This is a genomic window from Alcanivorax hongdengensis A-11-3 (assembly GCF_000300995.1).
Taxonomy (GTDB): domain Bacteria; phylum Pseudomonadota; class Gammaproteobacteria; order Pseudomonadales; family Alcanivoracaceae; genus Alcanivorax; species Alcanivorax hongdengensis.
On sequence record NZ_AMRJ01000045.1, the window covers coordinates 1 to 17,920 of the forward strand.

Genomic DNA, 17,920 nt, shown 5'->3' on the forward strand with positions numbered 1-17,920 from the left:
GTCTAGTAAACTGGTGGCGATTCAGTTCATGCGCTGCCCACCAATCCATTCGCAAAGCACTGTGCTCGGTAGCTCATTAATTTGGGCGCGGTATTCGAGAGTGAAATACCTAGATTGTGTGTTTTTTATCCCTTCTCTGTCGGGAGTCTATTTTTTTGTGAGCTGCTCAAGAGGATGGCTATGAAGTGGGCCTCTGTGCGCGCATGCGACTCTGTAGTGGCATAGTGACTACAAGTGCCGATATCCCCTTTATTATTATGCTTGATTCGTTAATTTCTTCAGGTTCATCTCCTTTTGGTTTGTACCCTAATGTTTCCTTGCATTGTTTACATATAAACCTCAAATGCTTTTTGTTTAAGGTTTTGATTCATTTGCGGCATTGAGAAAATTTTCCTATGGATGTCTTGTGATTAGATTCCCATTCTTGCAACCAAAGGCAAACAGCTTCATTCATGCGTTGAAATTTTGTTTGTCGCCGGTTCTGGCTTGCAGGGCGGTAGCCCTGGGAAACGAACATGGGAGGGGCTGCATGACTCAGCGGATATTTATGAAGCTCGTCAAGGGCATCTTTATGCGTTTTTGCAGAAACGTTGAAGCTCGGCATGCTGATCACGGACCATAGTGGTGATTTGATGCGTGTGAAATGAATCCTGAATATAGAAAGCAGGTGAATATCTTCGGGCTGGTCTAGGTCGCATATAAACATGATGTGGCGGCCTTTTAGGCGGGTTATATGTTCTTCTATCTCCGGGGCTGCTTTGGATGTGTCAATAAGGATCTTTTCATAAGGATGCTTGGTTGAGGACCATAGCCGTTTAATCGTTCCGGTCTTCATTGAAGAGATAATGACGGGCGGTGTCATATCTAAAATGCAGGGCTGTTGCTGGTCGCTTTCGGTGGTGTTAAGGATGAGGTTGGCTGTTCTTTCATTAATTGTTTCTACTATTTCAATTAAGCTTGCTTTTTCATTGCCAGGGTCTTCAGATGCAATATCTGGTTTTATCAGGGTGTGCTTAATATTAAATCCTTCATGGCGCCCTTCTATTCTCGCCTTGTCTCCTTTAAATATGCGCCCTGCAACATAGGAATAAAGAATGACTTTGGTGTCTTGAGGGATAAGCCATGGGTAAGAAAGTAGTGAGTTAATGATCATGGTTGTTTGATCCCGGTACTCACCCACTATGGTTAATTTTTTTGGCATAAAGCGCCAAGGTAAAGATGACAACTTCAAATGCTTGATGCAGTCTCTGAGCTGTGGATAGGAGAAGCAGCCAAAAAAGCGAGTGGCGCCATCGCCATCCTCAACCCTAAAAGAAAGGCTGAAACCCTCGTCCTTATTTCCCGAAAGTGAAATCAGGGGTGGGATATGGTCTTTGGGCATGTGCTTCAAGAAGCTCGGTTCGCCGATAACAAATAGCATGTTCTCTCCTTTGGATGTGGCAGTGTAAGAGTAGGCAATGCGGCGACAGGTGTTGACGCACCGAGCTGTTTTATTGGTCTTCCCTGATTTTTTCAGCGGCTTGGTGCCGCGGGATCGGGAGTAGAGGCTAATTAAAACAGGAGTAATAAATGTACGTTAAAGCCATGTTATCTATTGCGTTTTCGGTGGCGGCTCTTGCTGGTTGTGGTGAGGGAGGGGCTGGTGGTCCAGGCGAAGAGAGCGCAGAGGCGAAATTGCAGCAGCTTGCCATGAAGGAGCTGTTTGACAGTAAGTATTCTCTTGCGGGGCCGGGCAGCCTGTGTGACAAGGTGGAAGATGCCAAGCTGGTTGATGTGCGCATAGGCACCATCTCCCGAAGCTCCATAACTGGAGATTTTGCCAGCCCGTTGCCCGCTATTGTTGCTCGCCATGATTATGTTTGTGTGATCAATGCGCTGGCAAAGAGAGAGCATTATGCAGATCAGTGGGTGGTTCTTGGTATCGATGATGAGTTCGGCATGATCCGCTGCATGCGGACCGGGCCCAAGAACATTGTTGACGAGGTCGCGCAGCGATGTGGGTTCAAGGTTGGTGGGTGATTTGACATGAGCATTTTTAGAGTGATCTCATTTCCTTGAGGAAGTTTATGATTAAGCTGCTGGCTACTTTTGATGAATTAAATCGATTTTATGATTTGGGGGGTCGTGGTGGAGGTTTTTGGGGTACGCCAGGAATGCACAAGATCCCCGAGTTTTATAAGCATGATTGGTGGATTTTTTGGCGTGGCAGTGAGGGTGAGGAAGGGGAATTTGTTGGCAATTCCAAATATAGAATGTCTACTCATGAAGCAATTGGGTTAATGGACTACCTTAGGGTGAAAGGGGAGGTATTCTTCATTTATGTTTTCAGAAGACCAAGGTTTGGCGCAGGGTCTCCTTTTGATCCCTCCTCAACCAGATGGAAAGGGGTAGAATGGGCGCCTGCATATGAGGATGATGCTGATCCTGTTTCGGTTGATGGCCATAAATAAAGTGCCGGCCGTTTTTGTGTTTGTGGTTAAGGGGCGTCTTGATGCCCCTTTTTTTATGTGTGCGGGTTAGTAGGCATCTACAATTACGGCGCTTATTTCATCGATTCCGTTTATTCTATTTAAGGAGGTAAAGGTTATTGTTCTTATGTTGTTGGTTTTTCCTGTGAATGTTTTCCTGTATTCCTTTTCTAGTGAGGAAGCTTTAATAGGATCCTTGTTGGGGTATCTTTTGCGTATCCATTCCGGGTTTGAAGATACTTCCTCTTTTGCTCTGGAATTAATAAGAAAATGAACGATACATGACTTTGCTTTTGGGTTTGATGAGGAGAGTATTTCGATGCTTTTTGATATCTGTTCTTTGGCTTTTTTGGCTTGATTTTTGCTGGCATTCGGGTCTTTTGCTAGGGTGCATTTAAATTCGACGGCAAACTCTAATTTTCCGTTGCTGAACACCATCAAGTCTATTTCGTGTCCGTCGACTCTTTTGTCCATGGCGTAGGATATATCATTTTTTTCGGTGCGCAGTTTTTCCAGGCTTATTCCAACGAGGGACTTGAGAAATATTTCGATGCTGCCGTTCAGTAGTAGGTACTGGCACTCTCCTAGGTCATTGATAATTTTTTCAACATCAATTACCGCTTTATCTATCGTATCGGATGGCAATTGGTTTCCGGTATCTATGTCCAACTGGTTTCTCCAAAGTAAAGAGGTTGCTCGCGAGTATCGTGTACAGGTTGATTTGCCAATTTCTTGCATTAATTTCTAAGATTTTTGCAGTAAACAGGTCTCGCCTGGAGGGCGATAAAATCCTTGAGTGTTTCCTGAATTGGCCTGATATTGATTTGCTCCCCCGTGAGACGAACATGAGCAACCAACTGACGCAGCGCGCCTTCCAGCTCTCGCACGTTTGAGCCGATGCGCTGGGCAATAAAGAGAGCTGTGTCGTTGGGTAGGCCTATTTTGGCTTCTTCGGCCTTTCTCTTGAGGATCTCCATTCGGGTTTCCAGATCCGGGGCTTTCATTGGAAGGGATCGTCCGCAACTGAGGAGGCTCTTGAGGCGCTTCTCCAGGCTATCCGCTTCTTGGGGAGACCTATCGCAGGTAAGAATAACTGGTTGGCCGTTTTCCAGTAGTGCATTGATGATGTGATGGAGATCTTCCTGGGGCTCTTCCTTGCCCGCGAAAAACTGAATTTCATCGACCAGCAGGGCATTCGCGCTGTAGTAGAAGCGCTTGAACTCGTTGATGGTATTGTTGTGCAGCGCCGAAATCCTATTTGCCATAAAGCGCTCGGTGTGCAGGTAGATTACCTTGGCGTTTGGATTGCGGCGTATCAGCGCGTTGCCTGCAGCGTGTATCAGGTGGGTCTTGCCTACACCCGTGCTGCCGTATAACAGTAGCGGCTTGTGAGTGGGGAGGGCTGGATGTTCGCTGATGCCTCTGGTGGCGGCCAGTGCCATGCGGTTGGATTTGCCTTCCACAAAGTTATCAAAGGTGAGTTTGCTATTGAGGTTGTTGTTCATTGCTGCCCTGCATGTACGGAATCCGCTGGTGAATCTGGTGGCTATGTCGCGTTATAGAGTGCATGGGTCAATTTCGCCTGTTGGGCGATGTCTTCTCTTAGAGAGGCTGGGGAGAGAACCTCTACTTGGCAACCAAACCCCAATATCCACCATTTTAGTTCCTCGCTGTATTCGACGGTGGCATCAAGCTGGGTGTCACCATTTTTCAGTGCGTTTGTTTTTTGATCATCGGAAATGGGGGTCTCGGAAAGATGGTCGCTTGCACGCCCGGTAAAGCGGAGCGTGATGGCAATAGTTTCCCCGTTGGATAAGGTCATGCCGCCTTCGCGAAGATAGGCTTGCAGGTCGAATTGCCGGGAGTTGCTGGCTTCGTCATCCAGAATTTTCACTTTGCTGAGGCGGTGCAGCGCGAGCTGCCGGTAATCTTCATAATCCCAGAACCGAACGATCAGATAGCGGGCGACGCCGCGATCTACCAGTGCGCAGGGGTGAACACGTTGTGGCTCGCTGTTCCCCTTGTACCAGATGTCCATCTGTCGGTTACGGTGCAGGGCTTCATACACCTGGTCCGCCAGTTCCGCGCTGACTCTGGCTGGGTGCAGGTTGTAGCCTCTAGGAAGGTACGCGACTTTTTCACTCCAAGGGCGTGAGCCTGTAGGGCGGTGTGTTTTTAGCCAGCGCTGTGCTTCTGTAAACACGGGGCTGAGTTTGTCGAGCATGTCCTTGGCCATTAAGGGCTTCAGGTATCGTTGCACCAGATCCCAGGTGGTCGCCAGCTGGGTGTTCATTCCGGGAATGGACAGATGCTTTTCCGGGTGGATGGACCAACCATAAGGTTGCGCCCGATCGTCGCAGATAATAAGGCTGCGGAATTCCTGGGATTCCGATAGTTCTCTCAGGTCTCGTTCCACAGAGCGTTTGCCAATGTCGTAGCCTTCTTCTGCCAGTGCGGCCTGAAGTTGGGCGCAGGTTTTCTTCTGTGGGGCTCTGGGTAGGGCGTGAAGTAATGCCAGCAAACGAAATGCTTTATTGCTGATGGTGGTGGTGCTCATGACGTTGCCCCTGTTGTTAGGGTGAGTATCCATCTTTGTGCGTCATATCCTGTCGCAGGAGGTGGGCGGGTTCAAGCCAGAAGCAAGAGATGATGGGCTGTGCCAAGAGGGGGCAGAGTCTTGCGGCTTGTAGCACCCTTCCCCATGAGGGACAATAGCGCCCCTTTTCAGCTACCAGCCAGTTTGGAGCCCTGCATGTCCAGCGCCCCCACCCGCCGAGATCTTGCCAATGCCATCCGTGCCCTGAGCATGGACGCGGTCCAGAAAGCCAACTCCGGGCACCCCGGTGCGCCCATGGGCATGGCGGATATTGCCGAGGTACTGTGGCGCGGCTTCCTCAAGCACAATCCGCAGGATCCCAACTGGCCGGATCGTGACCGCTTTGTCCTGTCCAACGGTCATGGCTCCATGCTGCTGTACAGCCTGCTGCACCTGACCGGCTACGGTGTCAGCCTGGACGACATCAAGAACTTCCGTCAGCTGGGCAGCCCTACTGCCGGCCACCCGGAATACGGTGACGCGCCCGGTATCGAGACCACCACCGGCCCGCTGGGCCAGGGTATCGCCAATGCGGTGGGCATGGCGCTGGCCGAGAAAATGCTGGCCGGGCAGTTCAACCGTGACGGCCATGACATCGTCGACCATTACACCTACTGCTTCCTGGGTGATGGCTGCATGATGGAAGGCATCTCCCACGAAGTCTGTTCCCTGGCTGGCACCCTGGGCCTGGGCAAGCTGGTGGCCTTCTATGATGACAACGGCATCTCCATCGACGGTGAAGTGGAAGGCTGGTTCACCGATGACACCGTGGAGCGCTTCCGTGCCTACGGCTGGCAGGTGATTCCCAATGTGGACGGCCATAACCCGGAAGAGGTGCAGGTGGCGATTGAAAATGCCCGCGCCAACAGCAGCCAGCCGACCCTGATCTGCTGCAAGACCATCATCGGTTTCGGCAGCCCCAACAAGCAGGGCAAGGAAGAATCCCACGGTGCCGCCCTGGGCGACGACGAAATTGCCCTGACCCGCGCGGCGCTGGGCTGGAACCACGGTCCGTTCGAGATTCCTGCCGATATCAAGGGCGCCTGGGATGCCTGCGAGGCCGGCGCCGCCGCCCAGAGTGACTGGCAGCAGCGCTTTGCCGCCTACCAGGCCGCCTACCCGGAGCTGGCGGCGGAGTTTCTGCGCCGCGATGCCGGTGAACTGCCGGCTGACTTCGTGGAGCAGGCCGATGCCTATATCCGTCAGTGCCAGGAAAAGGCCGAAAAAGTGGCCACCCGCAAGGCCAGCCAGAACACCCTGGACGCCTTCGGCCCGTTGTTGCCGGAACTGGCCGGCGGTTCCGCCGACTTGGCCGGCTCCAACAACACCATCTGGAAGGGCTGCAAGTCGATCACGGCGGACGATGCCAGCGGCAACTACATTCATTACGGGGTGCGTGAGTTCGGCATGACCGCGGTACAGAACGGCCTGTGCCTGCACGGTGGTCTGCGTCCCTATGGCGGCACCTTCCTGGTATTCATGGAATATGCCCGCAATGCGGTGCGCATGGCGGCGCTGATGCACCAGCCCAACATTCTGGTCTACACCCACGATTCCATCGGCCTCGGTGAAGACGGCCCCACTCACCAGCCCATCGAGCAGCTGGCCAACCTGCGCCTGACGCCCAACATGCGCACCTGGCGCCCCTGTGACACGGTGGAGTCGGCGGTGGCCTGGAAGCAGGCCATCCTGCGCCAGGATGGCCCGTCGTCCCTGATTTTCTCCCGCCAGGGCCTGCCCTGCATGGAGCGTGGCGCCGAGCAGCTGCCGGCCATTGAAAAGGGCGGCTATACCCTGCTGCAGACCGGCGAAGGCACCCCGGACGCCATCATCATTGCCACCGGCTCTGAAGTGGAGTTGGCGGTCAACGCGGCCCGGGCTCTTGCCGGCAAAAATATCCGTGTGGTGTCCATGCCCTGCGTGGAGCAGTTCCTGGCCGAGGACAAGGCCTATCAGGAAAGCGTATTGCCCAGTGACGTGCGTGCCCGGGTGGCGGTGGAAGCGGCCATTGCCGACTACTGGTACCGTTTTGTAGGTCTGGACGGCAAGGTGGTCGGCATGACCAGCTTTGGTGCTTCCGCTCCTGCGGGTGACTTGTTCAAGCATTTCAATATCACCGCCGAAGCGGTGCGGGAAGCCGTGGAGTCACTGCTTTGAGAATGATGGGTCGGAAGTCGGACGTCAGACGTCGGACGACAAACCCGCTTAGCGTCCGACGTCCGACCGCCGGCGTCCGACTGCCATGAGAATTGCCATTAACGGCTACGGCCGTATCGGGCGTTCCTTTGTGCGTGCCCTGGCCGAGCGCGAGGGTGCCGGTTGGCAGGCACCGTTCACGCTGGCGGCGATCAACGACAAGGGCCGCCCGGAAGACCTGCTCTACCTGACCCGTTACGACACCACCCACGGGCGACTGGCGGAGCCGGCGGAACTGATCGAGGGCATGCTGCGCATCGGCAAGCAGGCCCCGCGGCTGCTGGAGCAGCCGCAACCGGAATTGTTGCCCTGGGGTGACATGGGCGTGGACCTGGTGCTGGAATGCTCCGGCCATTTTCGCAGTCACGCCGGCGCCTCCCGCCACCTGGATGCCGGTGCCGGGCGGGTGATTATTGGTGCGGTGCCGTTTGACCAGGCCGATCAGGTGGTGGTCTACGGTGTCAACGACGACGCCCTGCGCGCGGATAGCCGGGTGCTGTCGGCGGCATCCTGTACCACTCACTGCATTGCGCCGCTGCTGGCGCGGCTGGATCAGGCCTACGGCATCCGCCAGGTGTTGATGAAGGAGATCCATGCCTACACCTCGGACCAGACCCTGCTGGACCATGTCCACCGGGATCCGCGCCGGGGCCGGGCCGGGGCGCAGAACATCGTGCCCACCACCAGCAGCGCCATCGGCGCGGTACAGCAGGTGCTGCCGCAGCTGGAAGGCAAGATCAGCGGGCACTCCATCCGCGTGCCCACGCTCAACGTGGCCATGGTGGAGCTGACCCTGCTGCTGGACCGGACGCCGGACAGTCAGGCGCTCAACCAGTGGCTGCTACAGCAGTCCAAAGAGGCGCCATCGCTGATTGGCTACAATGATGCGCCGCTGGTGAGCGTGGATTTCAATCATCGGCCGGAATCGGCCATTGTCGACGCCACCCAGACCCGGGTGCAGGGCGACATGGTGCAGGTGGTGGCCTGGTACGACAACGAATGGGGCTATGCCAACCGCCTGCTGGACTGGGTGGCGGATTTGGCAAAAGCGTCGGACGTCAGACGTCCGACGTCAGACGCCTGAAAGAATCTGTAAACCGAGACGACAGCATCATCCTGGCAGGATGGCTTTGAACGAGGTAGCAACACCATGAACTTCAAACGCATGACCGATCTGGATCTGGCTGGCAAACGCGTTCTGATCCGTGAAGACCTGAACGTGCCGGTGAAAGACGGCAAGGTCACCAGCGATGCGCGCATCCGCGCCTCCCTGCCCACCATCGAGCACGCCCTCAAGGCCGGTGCCCGGGTAATGCTGATGTCCCACCTGGGGCGCCCCACCGAGGGCGAGTATGCCGAGGAATTCTCCCTCAAGCCGGTGGCCGACCATCTGGGCCAGCTGCTGGGTCGTGAGGTGCCGCTGGTAAAGGACTGGCTGGATGGCGTCCAGGTGGACGAAGGTCAGGTGGTGCTGTGCGAGAACGTGCGTTTCAACCCGGGCGAGAAGAAAGATGACGACGCGCTGTCACAAAAAATGGCGGCGCTGTGTGATATCTATGTAATGGACGCCTTCGGCACCGCCCACCGGGCCCAGGCCTCCACCCACGGGGTCGGCAAGTTCGCGCCGGTGGCCTGCGCCGGCCCGTTGCTGGCCAACGAGCTGGATGCCCTGGGCAAGGCGTTGCATGCGCCGCAAAAGCCGCTGGTGGCCATCGTTGGTGGCTCCAAGGTGTCCACCAAGCTGGAAGTGCTGGAGGCTCTGGCCGACAAGGTGGATCAGCTGGTGGTCGGCGGCGGCATCGCCAACACCTTCCTGGCGGCGGCCGGTCATCCGGTGGGCAAGTCCCTCTATGAAAAGGACCTGATCCCGGCGGCGAACAAGATTGCCGAAAAGGTGCACATCCCGATTCCGGTGGACGTGGTTACCGCCAAGGAATTTGCCGAAAGCGCCGAAGCGACCACCAAGAAGGTGGATGAGGTGGCCGAGGACGACATGATTCTTGATATCGGCCCGCAGACCGCCCATATCGTGGCGGCCTTGATGAAGGAAGCGCGTACCATTATCTGGAACGGTCCGGTAGGCGTATTCGAATTTGACCAGTTCGGTGAAGGGACCCGGGAAATGGCGCTGGCCATTGCCGATTCCGATGCCTTCTCCATTGCCGGCGGTGGTGACACCCTGGCGGCGGTGGACAAGTATGGCATCACCGATCGTATCAGCTATATCTCCACCGGTGGCGGCGCCTTCCTGGAATTCGTGGAAGGCAAGGTGCTGCCGGCGGTGGCCATGCTGGAAGCAAGAGCGAAAGATTGATTGAGGGTCGGACGTCTGAGGTCGGACGTCTGACGCTGAAATTCAAAACCGGATGTGTATTTGGTGTCTGACCTCCGACGCCAGACGTCCGACGGATTTTCAAGGCAGGACGTGGTCGTCCTGCACAGGAATAGACGAAGGGGAAACGAAAATGGCACTAGTAAGCATGCGTCAGCTGCTGGACCACGCCGCCGAGCACGGCTATGGCGTACCGGCATTCAACGTCAACAATGTGGAACAGATGCGCGCTATCATGGAAGCGGCGGACCAGACCAATTCCCCGGTGATCGTGCAGGCCTCCGCCGGTGCTCGCAAATACGCCGGCGCCCCCTTCCTGCGTCACCTGATCCTGGCCGCGGTGGAAGAGTTTCCGCACATTCCGGTGGTCATGCATCAGGACCACGGCACCAGCCCGTCCGTGTGTCAGCGCTCCATCCAGCTGGGTTTTTCCTCGGTGATGATGGACGGCTCTCTCGGCACCGATGGCAAGACGCCCACCGACTACGACTACAATGTGCGTGTCACCCAGGAAGCGGTGGCCATGGCCCACGCTTGTGGTGTGTCCGTGGAGGGCGAGCTGGGCTGCCTGGGCTCACTGGAAACCGGTGAAGCCGGTGAGGAAGACGGCATCGGTGCCGAGGGCAAGCTGACCCACGACCAGATGCTCACCGACCCGGAAGAGGCGGCGGACTTCGTCAAGCAAACCAAGGTGGATGCCCTGGCCATCGCCATCGGTACCAGCCACGGCGCCTACAAGTTCACCCGCCCGCCCACCGGTGACATCCTGGCCATCGAGCAGATCAAGGCGATTCACCAGCGCATCCCGGACACTCACCTGGTGATGCACGGTTCTTCCTCCGTGCCGCAGGACTGGCTGGCCATCATCAACGAATACGGTGGCGAGATTCCGGAAACCTATGGCGTGCCGGTGGAAGAAATCCAGGAGGGCATCAAGCACGGCGTGCGCAAGGTCAACATCGACACCGACCTGCGCCTGGCCTCCACCGGTGCCATCCGTCGTTTCCTGGCCAACAATCCGGCCGAGTTCGACCCGCGCAAATACCTGAAGGAATCCATCACCGCCATGCGCGATATCTGTATCGCCCGCTACGAGGCCTTCGGTACCGCCGGCAATGCCGACAAGATCAAGCCGATCAGCCTGGAAGCCATGTTCCAGCGTTACGAAAGCGGCGAACTGGACCCGCGGGTCAAGTAACAGCGCCTTGCATAAAAAAGCCCCGCCATGCGGGGCTTTTTTATGCTCTCCCCCTGCCATGAGGGGGAGCTGGAGGGGGTGTCAGCGCGTCGCCTGAACCCGCAAGCCTTCCTTGCCGGTGAGGATCAAGCGCCCATCCTTGTCCAATACCGCCTGATCAATATCCGAGAGGGTATCGAGGAACTGCTTCTCCAGTTCCATCAGCGGGGTCGGGCAGGCCATCATGGTGACGCCGCCCACCTGGATATGAAATTGCCCGCCATCGCGGTGGTAGCTGGCCATGTAGCCATTACAGGCGGCCTTGCCGGACACCTTGTCCGGGGCGTGGAAGTGGAGTGTCAGGGTGGCGTTGTCCACCGTATTGCCATTCAGGGTTTCCACTTTCCAGACATCACTGGCAAGGTCCGCATCACTGATCGGTTGCGGGTCCCTGGCCGGTTGTGAGGTACAGGCGCCCAGCGTCAGGGCGGCAATGGCAAGGCAGGCGAAACGGCTGTTCATGGTGACTCCGGTTATCAGTTCGAACCGGGTTAGTCAGCATCCTGGCCATTTGGTTTCCTGTCATCCGCGGGCGCGGCCATGTCGGTCAGTGGCTGATCCGGCTTGGGGTAGCTCAGACGGGCCAGACGCCGGCCCTGGTGATAGCTGTCCAGGCCGCTGACCGCCACCGTGCCGGCCTTTTCGATATCCACGTAGCCGTCCGCCCCCAGCGCATAACCGGGCAGCTGGATATGCGCCAGCCGGCCAATCACCAGTACCGTGTCATTGATGGCCAGGGTCTGGATCTCGGCCACGTTCAGGCCCAGCTGAATGCGGGATTCGGCCACAAAGGGCGCGGCAAAGCCCGGCAGATACTGCGGCGTCAGGCCGGTGGCGGCAAATTCGGATACCTGGCGCGGATAGCGGGCGGCACTCTGATGGGCCGCATGCAGTATGTCCGCGTGAACATGGTTGAGGGTATAGACGCCGGTGTCCTGCAGGTATTCCAGACTGTGCCGGTCGACACTGTGGGGGCGCATGATCATGCCCATCAGGGCCGGGTCCGCGCCCAGGTGAAAGCAGGAACTGACCATGGCCAGGTTTTCCTGGCCGTCGGCCGAGCGGGTGCCCAACAGGTTGGCGCTCTTGTAGCCCGACAGGCTGTTGATCAGGGCGACTCGCTGGCGGTGCGGCATGTCATTGAGGGTATCGGCGCTAAGGTGCATGGTGTCTCTCCGTTTGGCCCCGTATTATCAAGACCCACCGTGAGCAAGCCGTGGAGAGTATCCGGCCCATGCAACAACCGTTTGACCGCGAGCATATTGTCAGCCACTGGCAGCCCCTCAACTGGGAGCGGTTTGACCCGCTGGACGAGGAAAGCCAGCGCTATGTGGCTTACTACGGGCTCGACTTTGCCCGCCGGTTGCCGGAGCTGGAGCACGGCTTCGGTTATTTCGAAGCGGCCGGGCACACACTGTCCGTGCATGCCTGGCGGCCGGCCGCGCCGCGTGGCACGGTCTTTGTCTGCCACGGTTACTTTGACCATGTGGGGCTCTACCGGCACGTGATTGGCCATGTGCTGGAGCTGGGTTACGCGGTGCTGGCCTACGATCTGCCCGGCCACGGCCTCAGTTCCGGGCCCCAGGCCATGATCCGTGATTTTCGCATCTACCGTCAGGTCCTGGAGCAATGCCTGTCGCTGGCGGAAAACCATTTCCCGCGCCCCTGGCATGCGGTGGCCCAGAGCACTGGCGGTGCCATTGTCATGGATTACCTGCTCAGCCGTGACAGTGCCGATGACAACCCCTTTTCCCAGGTGATTCTGCTGGCGCCGCTGGTGCGGCCGTTCAAGTGGCAGACCGCCCGCTGGTTGCATACCTTCGTCAGCCCTTTTGCCCAGAGCATCAAGCGGGTCTTCACCATCAATTCCAATGACCCGGATTTTCTCGACTTTCTGGAAAACCAGGACCCGTTACAGTCCCGCCGGTTGTCGGCCCGCTGGGTGTCGGCGCTGAAACGCTGGTTGCCCCTGTTTGAAAAGGCCGGCCACGTGAAGGTGTCGCCGGTGGTGATTCAGGGCGATCAGGATGAAACCGTGGACTGGCGCTATAACCTGTCGGTGATTCGCAACAAGTTTGAAGACCCGGACATCCACATCCTGCCCGGTGCCCGGCACCAGCTGGCCAACGAGAGTGCGGACTTTCGTGCCAGAATTTTCCACATCATGGACAAGTATCTCGCCTGAAAGAGCAGTGAGAGGCCGGTCAGGGTTTTACCTTTTGTTACTTGTGGTTTGTGACAGTTTTTATAAAGGTGAAGCCTTTCTGCGGCGCCTTGCCGCAGACATTCTTGTGATAGTGAGGACGCAGTTATGAATAGCAAATGGAAGTTGATGATGGCAGCGGCCACGGTTGTGGTCAGTCAGGCCGCGATGGCGGATATCAATACCGGTATCAATGCGGCCGTACAGGCAGACGCCGATGCCAAGGCTACCGAGCAGTCGGTGCGTGACCAGCGTGATGCCATGAAGGCCGACGCCGAGCAGGCCAAGAAGGACGCCAAGGCTCAACACGAGCAAATGAAGGCGGATGCCAAGGCCAAACACGACGCGATGAAGGCCGATGCCAAAGCCCGGCACGAGCAGATGAAAGCCGATATGGAAGCCGGCAAGGAAGATATGAAAGCCCAGGGCAAGGCCATGGAAGACGACGCCCGCGCCCAGCGTGATGCGGCCATGGACAACATGGAAGCCAACAAGGAAGCCGCCAAACAGCGTCACGAAGAGGCCATGGACAAGGCGGAACAGGCCCGCGCCAACGCCGAAGTGAACGCCAATGCCGAGGTGGACGAGAACGGCGCCAAGGTCGAGACCAACGGCAAGGCCAAGGAAAAGCCCTGGTATAATTTCTGGGACTAAGCTTTCTGCTTTATATAGCTTTTCCATAAACGCCCCGCTCTGCGGGGCGTTTTCGTTTCCGACCTTCCTCAATGTGCCTTGCGGCTGCAATAAGACTGACACATTTGGCCGCTAGCCTGTGTTCGCCAGCGTGATGGAAGCCTCCAGTGCTGGCGAGTCGACAGGCTCTACGCGAGGTCATCGGCCACGATGCATCCGGAACCCCGGGTGCCCTGGTTGAGAGGATGTATCAGCGGGAACGCGGCGAGGGAAATGCTGCGATACGGTTCTGGCCCGGGGCCAGGCCGGACATGGATGCCGGTGATACTCGCACTTGCTTGCCATCCAAGAATATTGAGGAGTTCAACATGTTTAAACGTGTCGCAGCCACACTGCTTACCGCGTCCCTGACGCTGGGCGCGGGTGCCGCCATGGCCGGCGAAACCATTACCGGTGCCGGCGCTACCTTCCCGTACCCGGTTTACTCCAAGTGGGCGGACGCCTACCAGGACGAAACTGGCATCGGCATGAACTACCAGGCCATCGGTTCCGGTGGTGGCATCAAGCAGATCACCGCCAAGACCGTGACGTTCGGTGCCTCTGACGCGCCGATGAAGCCCGCCGACCTGAAGAAAAACGGCCTGATGCAGTGGCCGATGGTCATGGGTGGTGTGGTACCGGTGGTTAACCTGGCGGGTCTGAGCAAGGGCGAACTGCACCTGGACGGTGCTACCCTGGCTGACATCTACGCGGGCAAAATCACCGAGTGGGACGACAAGCGCATCAAGGCCCTGAACGCTGGCGTTGAGCTGCCGGACACCAAGATCACCCCGGTATACCGCGCGGAAGGTTCTGGCACCAACTTCCTGTTCACTCACTACCTGTCTGAAGTGAGCGAGTCTTTTGCCAAGACCATCGGTGAAGGCAAATCCGTTGCCTGGCCGGCGGGTGTAGGCGCCAAGGCCAACGCTGGTGTTGCCAGCCAGGTCGCCCAGACCAATGGTGGCATCGGTTATGTTGAGTTCGCCTACGCCAAGCAGAACGACCTCAACTACGTGACCATGAAGAACAAGGCCGGTAAATTCGTAGCGCCGAGCATCGAAAGCTTCAAGGCTGCCGCCGGCAACGCTGACTGGAAACACGCTCCGGGCATGTACCTGGTGCTGACCAACCAGCCGGGCGATGCCAGCTGGCCGATCACCGGTGCCTCTTTCATCCTGATGCACCTGAACGTGGAAGATCCGGCCGCCGCCAAGCGCGCGCTGACCTTCTTCGACTGGGCCTACAGCAACGGTAGCGATGCCGCTGAGTCCCTGGACTATGTACCGATGCCGGCCAACGTGGCCGACATGGTCCGCGCCGACTGGAAGCGCATCAAGGGCGCTGACGGTCAGGTCTGGAAGTAATCCGGTGACCGACGGCAAGTGCAACGGCCTGGCCGTGGCACTTGCCGGGATTCAGGGCGAGGGGAGGTGACAGTCAGTGTCTCCCTTCGCTTTTTGCTGTCTGGCTGAAGGTGCCTCTGGCACCGGAACGATGGAATGGGTTACACCATGAAAGACGCCTCCGTCTCGCCGTCACACCTGCTGGGTGCCGAAAAGGGCGAGCTACAGATGCTACGCCGCAACGGACGCCTGGATCGTCTGTTCTCCGGCTCCACTTTTTTCTTCGCGGTCACGGTGCTGGTGCTGCTGGGCGCCATCATGGTAACGCTGTTTATCTCCGGGTGGCCGGCCTTTTCCGAGTTGGGCGCCTCTTTCTTTACCGGCACCCGATGGGCCGCCAACGTTAATGACTTCGGTATTTTGCCGGCGGTGTACGGCACCCTGGTAACTTCCTTTATTGCGATTCTTGTGGCGGTGCCGATCTCCTTCGGCATCGCCATTTTCCTCACCGAGCTCTGCCCGGTGTTTCTGCGCCGGCCGCTGGGCACCATGGTGGAGCTGCTGGCCGGTGTGCCGTCGATCATCTACGGCATGTGGGGCATGGAAGTGCTGGCGCCGTTTCTGCAGCGCCACCTGCCGGATGTGTTTCCCGCCGGCACCGGCCTGACCACCGCCGGCCTGATTCTGGCGGTGATGATCATCCCCTTTATTACCGCCATTACCCGCGACGTCATGGTCACCGTGCCGCCGATGCTGCGTGAGTCCGCCTACGGGCTGGGCTGCACCACCTGGGAAGTGGTGCGCAATGTGGTGTTCCCGTCCGTGCGTGCGGGCATGGTCGGCGGGGTGATTCTGGGCCTGGGCCGCGCCCTGGGGGAAACCATGGCGGTGACCTTCGTGATTGGCAACAACCTGTTCTACAAGGCCACCGTCACCGGCCAGGGCACCTCCATTGCCGCCCTGATTGCCAACCAGTTCCCGGAAGCCGACGGCCTGCAGCGCTCGGCGCTGCTGGCGTTGGGCTTCCTGCTGTTCGTGATCACCTTCATCGTGCTGGCCATAGCCCGCCTGATGCTGCGCCGTATGGACCGGAGTAAAGCCTGATGCATGCCAATTCATCCATCTATCAGCGCCGCAAGCTGCTTAACCGCGTCATCATGACCGCCTGTATCAGTGCCGCGGCCTTCGGCATTGCCTGGTTGCTGATGATTGTCGCCAGCCTGCTCTACAAAGGTATTCCGGGCCTGTCCCTGGAGCTGTTCACCGAGCGAACCCGCATGAGCGGCGGCGGGCTGGGTAACGCCATCCTCGGCAGTTTGGTGATGACCGCCATTGCCACCGTCCTCGGCAGCATCATCGGCGTGGCCGCCGGTACCTGGCTGAGTGAATACGGTGACCGGTCGAAATTGGCCAGCACCATCCGCTTTATCAACGATGTGCTGTTGTCCGCACCGTCCATCATCATCGGCCTGTTTATCTACGCCATGATGGTGCTGCCCATGGGGCACTTCTCCGGCTGGGCCGGCTCGGTGGCGCTGGCGGTGCTGATCATCCCGGTGGTCATCCGTTCCACCGAGGACATGCTGCGTCTGGTGCCGGGTTCCCTGCGCGAGGCCGCCTCCGCCCTGGGGGCTCACCGCTGGTGGGTGGTGGTGCGAGTCTGCTATAGCGGTGCCCGTACCGGCATCATCACCGGCATTCTGCTGGGTTGCGCCCGCATCAGTGGTGAAACCGCGCCGCTGCTGTTCACGGCGCTCAATTCCAATCAGTGGAATTTCTTTGATATGGGGTCGGAAATGCCCAACCTGCCGATGACCCTGTACCAGAATATGACGATTAATTCGTTCCTGCCCGAGCAGGTGCAACTGGCCTGGGCGGGTGCGCTGATCCTGACTCTGGCGGTGCTGCTGCTTAATATTTTTGCGCGCCTGATGTCCAGCCGGCGCGACAAGGCCTGATTCGAGGAGGCGCTTTATGGCAATATCCAGTGACGCCGCGTTGACCATGAGTCGCGCACAACTATCCGACATCGACGACAGTGCTGCCAACGTGGAAACCGATACCAAGCTGCGCGTGGACAATCTCAATTTTTTCTACGGGGATTTCCATGCACTCAAAGACATCAGTATGGATATTCCCGCCAACAAGGTGACGGCCTTCATCGGCCCCTCCGGTTGCGGCAAGTCCACCCTGCTGCGTTGTTTCAACCGTATCCATGATCTCTACCCGGGCCTGTCCAACACCGGGCAGATTCTGCTCGACGGTCAGGACATCAACGACCCCAAGCTGGATATCCATCTGCTGCGCGCGCGCATCGGCATGGTGTTCCAGAAGCCCACGCCGTTCCCCATGTCGGTCTACGAGAACATCGCCTTCGGCGTTCGCCTCTACGAGCGCATGTCATCGTCCAGGATGGCCGAGCGGGTGGAATGGGCCCTGCGCAAGGCGGCGCTTTGGGATGAAGTGAAGGACAAACTCAACAAGAGCGGCCTGGCCCTGTCCGGTGGTCAGCAGCAGCGCCTTTGCATCGCCCGCACCATCGCCGTGAAGCCGGAAGTGATCCTGCTGGACGAGCCCACCTCGGCGCTGGACCCGATCTCCACCAGTGCCATCGAGGAGCTGATCCACGAGCTCAAGAAGGATTACACCATCGCCATCGTTACCCACAACATGCAGCAGGCGGCGCGGGTTTCCGACATGACCGCCTTCATGTATCTGGGCGAGATGGTCGAGTTCGGTGCCACCGAGCAGATCTTCCAGAAGCCGGCGAAACAGCAGACCGAGGATTACATTACCGGTCGCTTCGGCTGAATGCCGCGCACAAAAAAGCCCGCCAATCGGCCACTGCTGTCCCACAGTTGGCAGCCTCA

General features: G+C 57.9%; 17 protein-coding genes and 1 pseudogene. 12 read left to right on the forward strand and 6 right to left on the reverse strand.

The window, feature by feature from the left end; translation table 11 throughout:
* Nucleotides 1–367: 367 nt before the first annotated feature.
* Nucleotides 368–1,420, reverse strand: coding sequence for a hypothetical protein (locus A11A3_RS16355; RefSeq protein WP_008930446.1), 1,053 nt, complete (start codon nucleotides 1,418–1,420; stop codon nucleotides 368–370).
* Between the two features lie 149 nt (nucleotides 1,421–1,569).
* Between A11A3_RS16355 and A11A3_RS16360 the strand changes: the two genes are divergently transcribed.
* Nucleotides 1,570–2,019, forward strand: coding sequence for a hypothetical protein (locus A11A3_RS16360; RefSeq protein WP_008930447.1), 450 nt, complete (start codon nucleotides 1,570–1,572; stop codon nucleotides 2,017–2,019).
* Nucleotides 2,020–2,066: 47 nt separating this feature from the next.
* Nucleotides 2,067–2,450: a hypothetical protein gene (locus A11A3_RS17860; protein WP_157375803.1), complete on the forward strand. Its 384-nt coding sequence runs from the start codon at nucleotides 2,067–2,069 to the stop codon at nucleotides 2,448–2,450.
* A 66-nt stretch (nucleotides 2,451–2,516) separates the two neighbouring features.
* Here A11A3_RS17860 and A11A3_RS16365 read toward each other — a convergent pair whose 3' ends face one another.
* From A11A3_RS16365 to A11A3_RS16375, 3 genes and pseudogenes are all read right to left on the reverse strand, one after another.
* Nucleotides 2,517–3,137 (reverse strand): hypothetical protein, encoded by a 621-nt coding sequence (locus A11A3_RS16365; protein WP_008930448.1) that lies wholly within the window; start codon nucleotides 3,135–3,137, stop codon nucleotides 2,517–2,519.
* A gap of 74 nt (nucleotides 3,138–3,211) precedes the next feature.
* Nucleotides 3,212–3,967, reverse strand: a pseudogene (locus A11A3_RS16370) (chromosomal replication initiator protein DnaA); the annotation flags it as partial.
* A gap of 47 nt (nucleotides 3,968–4,014) precedes the next feature.
* Nucleotides 4,015–5,025: a helix-turn-helix transcriptional regulator gene (locus A11A3_RS16375; RefSeq protein ID WP_237738887.1), complete on the reverse strand. Its 1,011-nt coding sequence runs from the start codon at nucleotides 5,023–5,025 to the stop codon at nucleotides 4,015–4,017.
* 195 nt (nucleotides 5,026–5,220) lie between these two features.
* Between A11A3_RS16375 and tkt the strand changes: the two genes are divergently transcribed.
* The 4 genes from tkt to fba all read left to right on the forward strand — a co-directional run bounded on the left by tkt (nucleotide 5,221) and on the right by fba (nucleotide 10,790).
* Nucleotides 5,221–7,221, forward strand: a complete 2,001-nt coding sequence (gene tkt, locus A11A3_RS16380; RefSeq protein WP_008930451.1) for a transketolase — start codon at nucleotides 5,221–5,223, stop codon at nucleotides 7,219–7,221.
* Between the two features lie 85 nt (nucleotides 7,222–7,306).
* On the forward strand, nucleotides 7,307–8,344 hold the full coding sequence (locus A11A3_RS16385) for a type I glyceraldehyde-3-phosphate dehydrogenase (RefSeq protein WP_008930452.1): 1,038 nt from the start codon (nucleotides 7,307–7,309) through the stop codon (nucleotides 8,342–8,344).
* 66 nt (nucleotides 8,345–8,410) lie between these two features.
* Entirely contained in the window at nucleotides 8,411–9,574 is a 1,164-nt protein-coding gene (locus tag A11A3_RS16390) for a phosphoglycerate kinase (RefSeq protein WP_008930453.1), read from the forward strand.
* A 151-nt stretch (nucleotides 9,575–9,725) separates the two neighbouring features.
* Nucleotides 9,726–10,790, forward strand: coding sequence for a class II fructose-bisphosphate aldolase (fba, locus tag A11A3_RS16395; protein WP_008930454.1), 1,065 nt, complete (start codon nucleotides 9,726–9,728; stop codon nucleotides 10,788–10,790).
* Nucleotides 10,791–10,871: 81 nt separating this feature from the next.
* On the opposite strand, the gene A11A3_RS16400 is transcribed toward fba, so the two are convergent.
* Nucleotides 10,872–11,291 (reverse strand): META domain-containing protein, encoded by a 420-nt coding sequence (locus A11A3_RS16400; protein WP_008930455.1) that lies wholly within the window; start codon nucleotides 11,289–11,291, stop codon nucleotides 10,872–10,874.
* A 29-nt stretch (nucleotides 11,292–11,320) separates the two neighbouring features.
* Nucleotides 11,321–11,995 (reverse strand): flavin reductase family protein, encoded by a 675-nt coding sequence (locus A11A3_RS16405; RefSeq protein WP_008930456.1) that lies wholly within the window; start codon nucleotides 11,993–11,995, stop codon nucleotides 11,321–11,323.
* Between the two features lie 68 nt (nucleotides 11,996–12,063).
* Between A11A3_RS16405 and A11A3_RS16410 the strand changes: the two genes are divergently transcribed.
* The 6 genes from A11A3_RS16410 (at nucleotide 12,064) to pstB (ending at nucleotide 17,861) form a co-directional block, all read left to right on the forward strand.
* A complete protein-coding gene (locus A11A3_RS16410; protein WP_008930457.1) occupies nucleotides 12,064–13,014 on the forward strand; it encodes an alpha/beta hydrolase in 951 nt (316 codons plus the stop codon).
* A gap of 126 nt (nucleotides 13,015–13,140) precedes the next feature.
* Nucleotides 13,141–13,686, forward strand: a complete 546-nt coding sequence (locus A11A3_RS16415; protein WP_157375805.1) for a hypothetical protein — start codon at nucleotides 13,141–13,143, stop codon at nucleotides 13,684–13,686.
* 347 nt (nucleotides 13,687–14,033) lie between these two features.
* Nucleotides 14,034–15,071 carry a phosphate ABC transporter substrate-binding protein PstS gene (pstS, locus tag A11A3_RS16420; RefSeq protein ID WP_008930459.1) on the forward strand — a complete coding sequence of 346 codons (1,038 nt, stop codon included), beginning with the start codon at nucleotides 14,034–14,036 and terminating at the stop codon, nucleotides 15,069–15,071.
* 147 nt (nucleotides 15,072–15,218) lie between these two features.
* Nucleotides 15,219–16,154, forward strand: a complete 936-nt coding sequence (gene pstC, locus A11A3_RS16425; protein WP_051011845.1) for a phosphate ABC transporter permease subunit PstC — start codon at nucleotides 15,219–15,221, stop codon at nucleotides 16,152–16,154.
* Complete coding sequence (gene pstA / locus A11A3_RS16430) at nucleotides 16,154–17,008, forward strand: phosphate ABC transporter permease PstA (protein WP_008930461.1); 855 nt, start codon at nucleotides 16,154–16,156, stop codon at nucleotides 17,006–17,008. The genes pstC and pstA overlap by 1 nt, the downstream gene beginning before the upstream one ends.
* A 16-nt stretch (nucleotides 17,009–17,024) precedes the next feature.
* Nucleotides 17,025–17,861 (forward strand): phosphate ABC transporter ATP-binding protein PstB, encoded by an 837-nt coding sequence (gene pstB / locus A11A3_RS16435; RefSeq protein WP_083851799.1) that lies wholly within the window; start codon nucleotides 17,025–17,027, stop codon nucleotides 17,859–17,861.
* Nucleotides 17,862–17,920: the final 59 nt, after the last annotated feature.

What these genes read in the sequence shown, in the direction of transcription:
- A11A3_RS16355 (WP_008930446.1), bottom strand. Translation starts at nt 1,420, where the DNA reads ATGCTATTTGTTATCGGCGAACCGAGCTTCTTGAAGCACATGCCCAAA.
- A11A3_RS16360 (WP_008930447.1), top strand. Translation starts at nt 1,570, where the DNA reads ATGTACGTTAAAGCCATGTTATCTATTGCGTTTTCGGTGGCGGCTCTT.
- A11A3_RS17860 (WP_157375803.1), top strand. Translation starts at nt 2,067, where the DNA reads ATGATTAAGCTGCTGGCTACTTTTGATGAATTAAATCGATTTTATGAT.
- A11A3_RS16375 (WP_237738887.1), bottom strand. Translation starts at nt 5,025, where the DNA reads ATGAGCACCACCACCATCAGCAATAAAGCATTTCGTTTGCTGGCATTA.
- tkt (WP_008930451.1), top strand. Translation starts at nt 5,221, where the DNA reads ATGTCCAGCGCCCCCACCCGCCGAGATCTTGCCAATGCCATCCGTGCC.
- A11A3_RS16385 (WP_008930452.1), top strand. Translation starts at nt 7,307, where the DNA reads ATGAGAATTGCCATTAACGGCTACGGCCGTATCGGGCGTTCCTTTGTG.
- A11A3_RS16390 (WP_008930453.1), top strand. Translation starts at nt 8,411, where the DNA reads ATGAACTTCAAACGCATGACCGATCTGGATCTGGCTGGCAAACGCGTT.
- fba (WP_008930454.1), top strand. Translation starts at nt 9,726, where the DNA reads ATGGCACTAGTAAGCATGCGTCAGCTGCTGGACCACGCCGCCGAGCAC.
- A11A3_RS16400 (WP_008930455.1), bottom strand. Translation starts at nt 11,291, where the DNA reads ATGAACAGCCGTTTCGCCTGCCTTGCCATTGCCGCCCTGACGCTGGGC.
- A11A3_RS16405 (WP_008930456.1), bottom strand. Translation starts at nt 11,995, where the DNA reads ATGCACCTTAGCGCCGATACCCTCAATGACATGCCGCACCGCCAGCGA.
- A11A3_RS16410 (WP_008930457.1), top strand. Translation starts at nt 12,064, where the DNA reads ATGCAACAACCGTTTGACCGCGAGCATATTGTCAGCCACTGGCAGCCC.
- A11A3_RS16415 (WP_157375805.1), top strand. Translation starts at nt 13,141, where the DNA reads ATGAATAGCAAATGGAAGTTGATGATGGCAGCGGCCACGGTTGTGGTC.
- pstS (WP_008930459.1), top strand. Translation starts at nt 14,034, where the DNA reads ATGTTTAAACGTGTCGCAGCCACACTGCTTACCGCGTCCCTGACGCTG.
- pstC (WP_051011845.1), top strand. Translation starts at nt 15,219, where the DNA reads ATGAAAGACGCCTCCGTCTCGCCGTCACACCTGCTGGGTGCCGAAAAG.
- pstA (WP_008930461.1), top strand. Translation starts at nt 16,154, where the DNA reads ATGCATGCCAATTCATCCATCTATCAGCGCCGCAAGCTGCTTAACCGC.
- pstB (WP_083851799.1), top strand. Translation starts at nt 17,025, where the DNA reads ATGGCAATATCCAGTGACGCCGCGTTGACCATGAGTCGCGCACAACTA.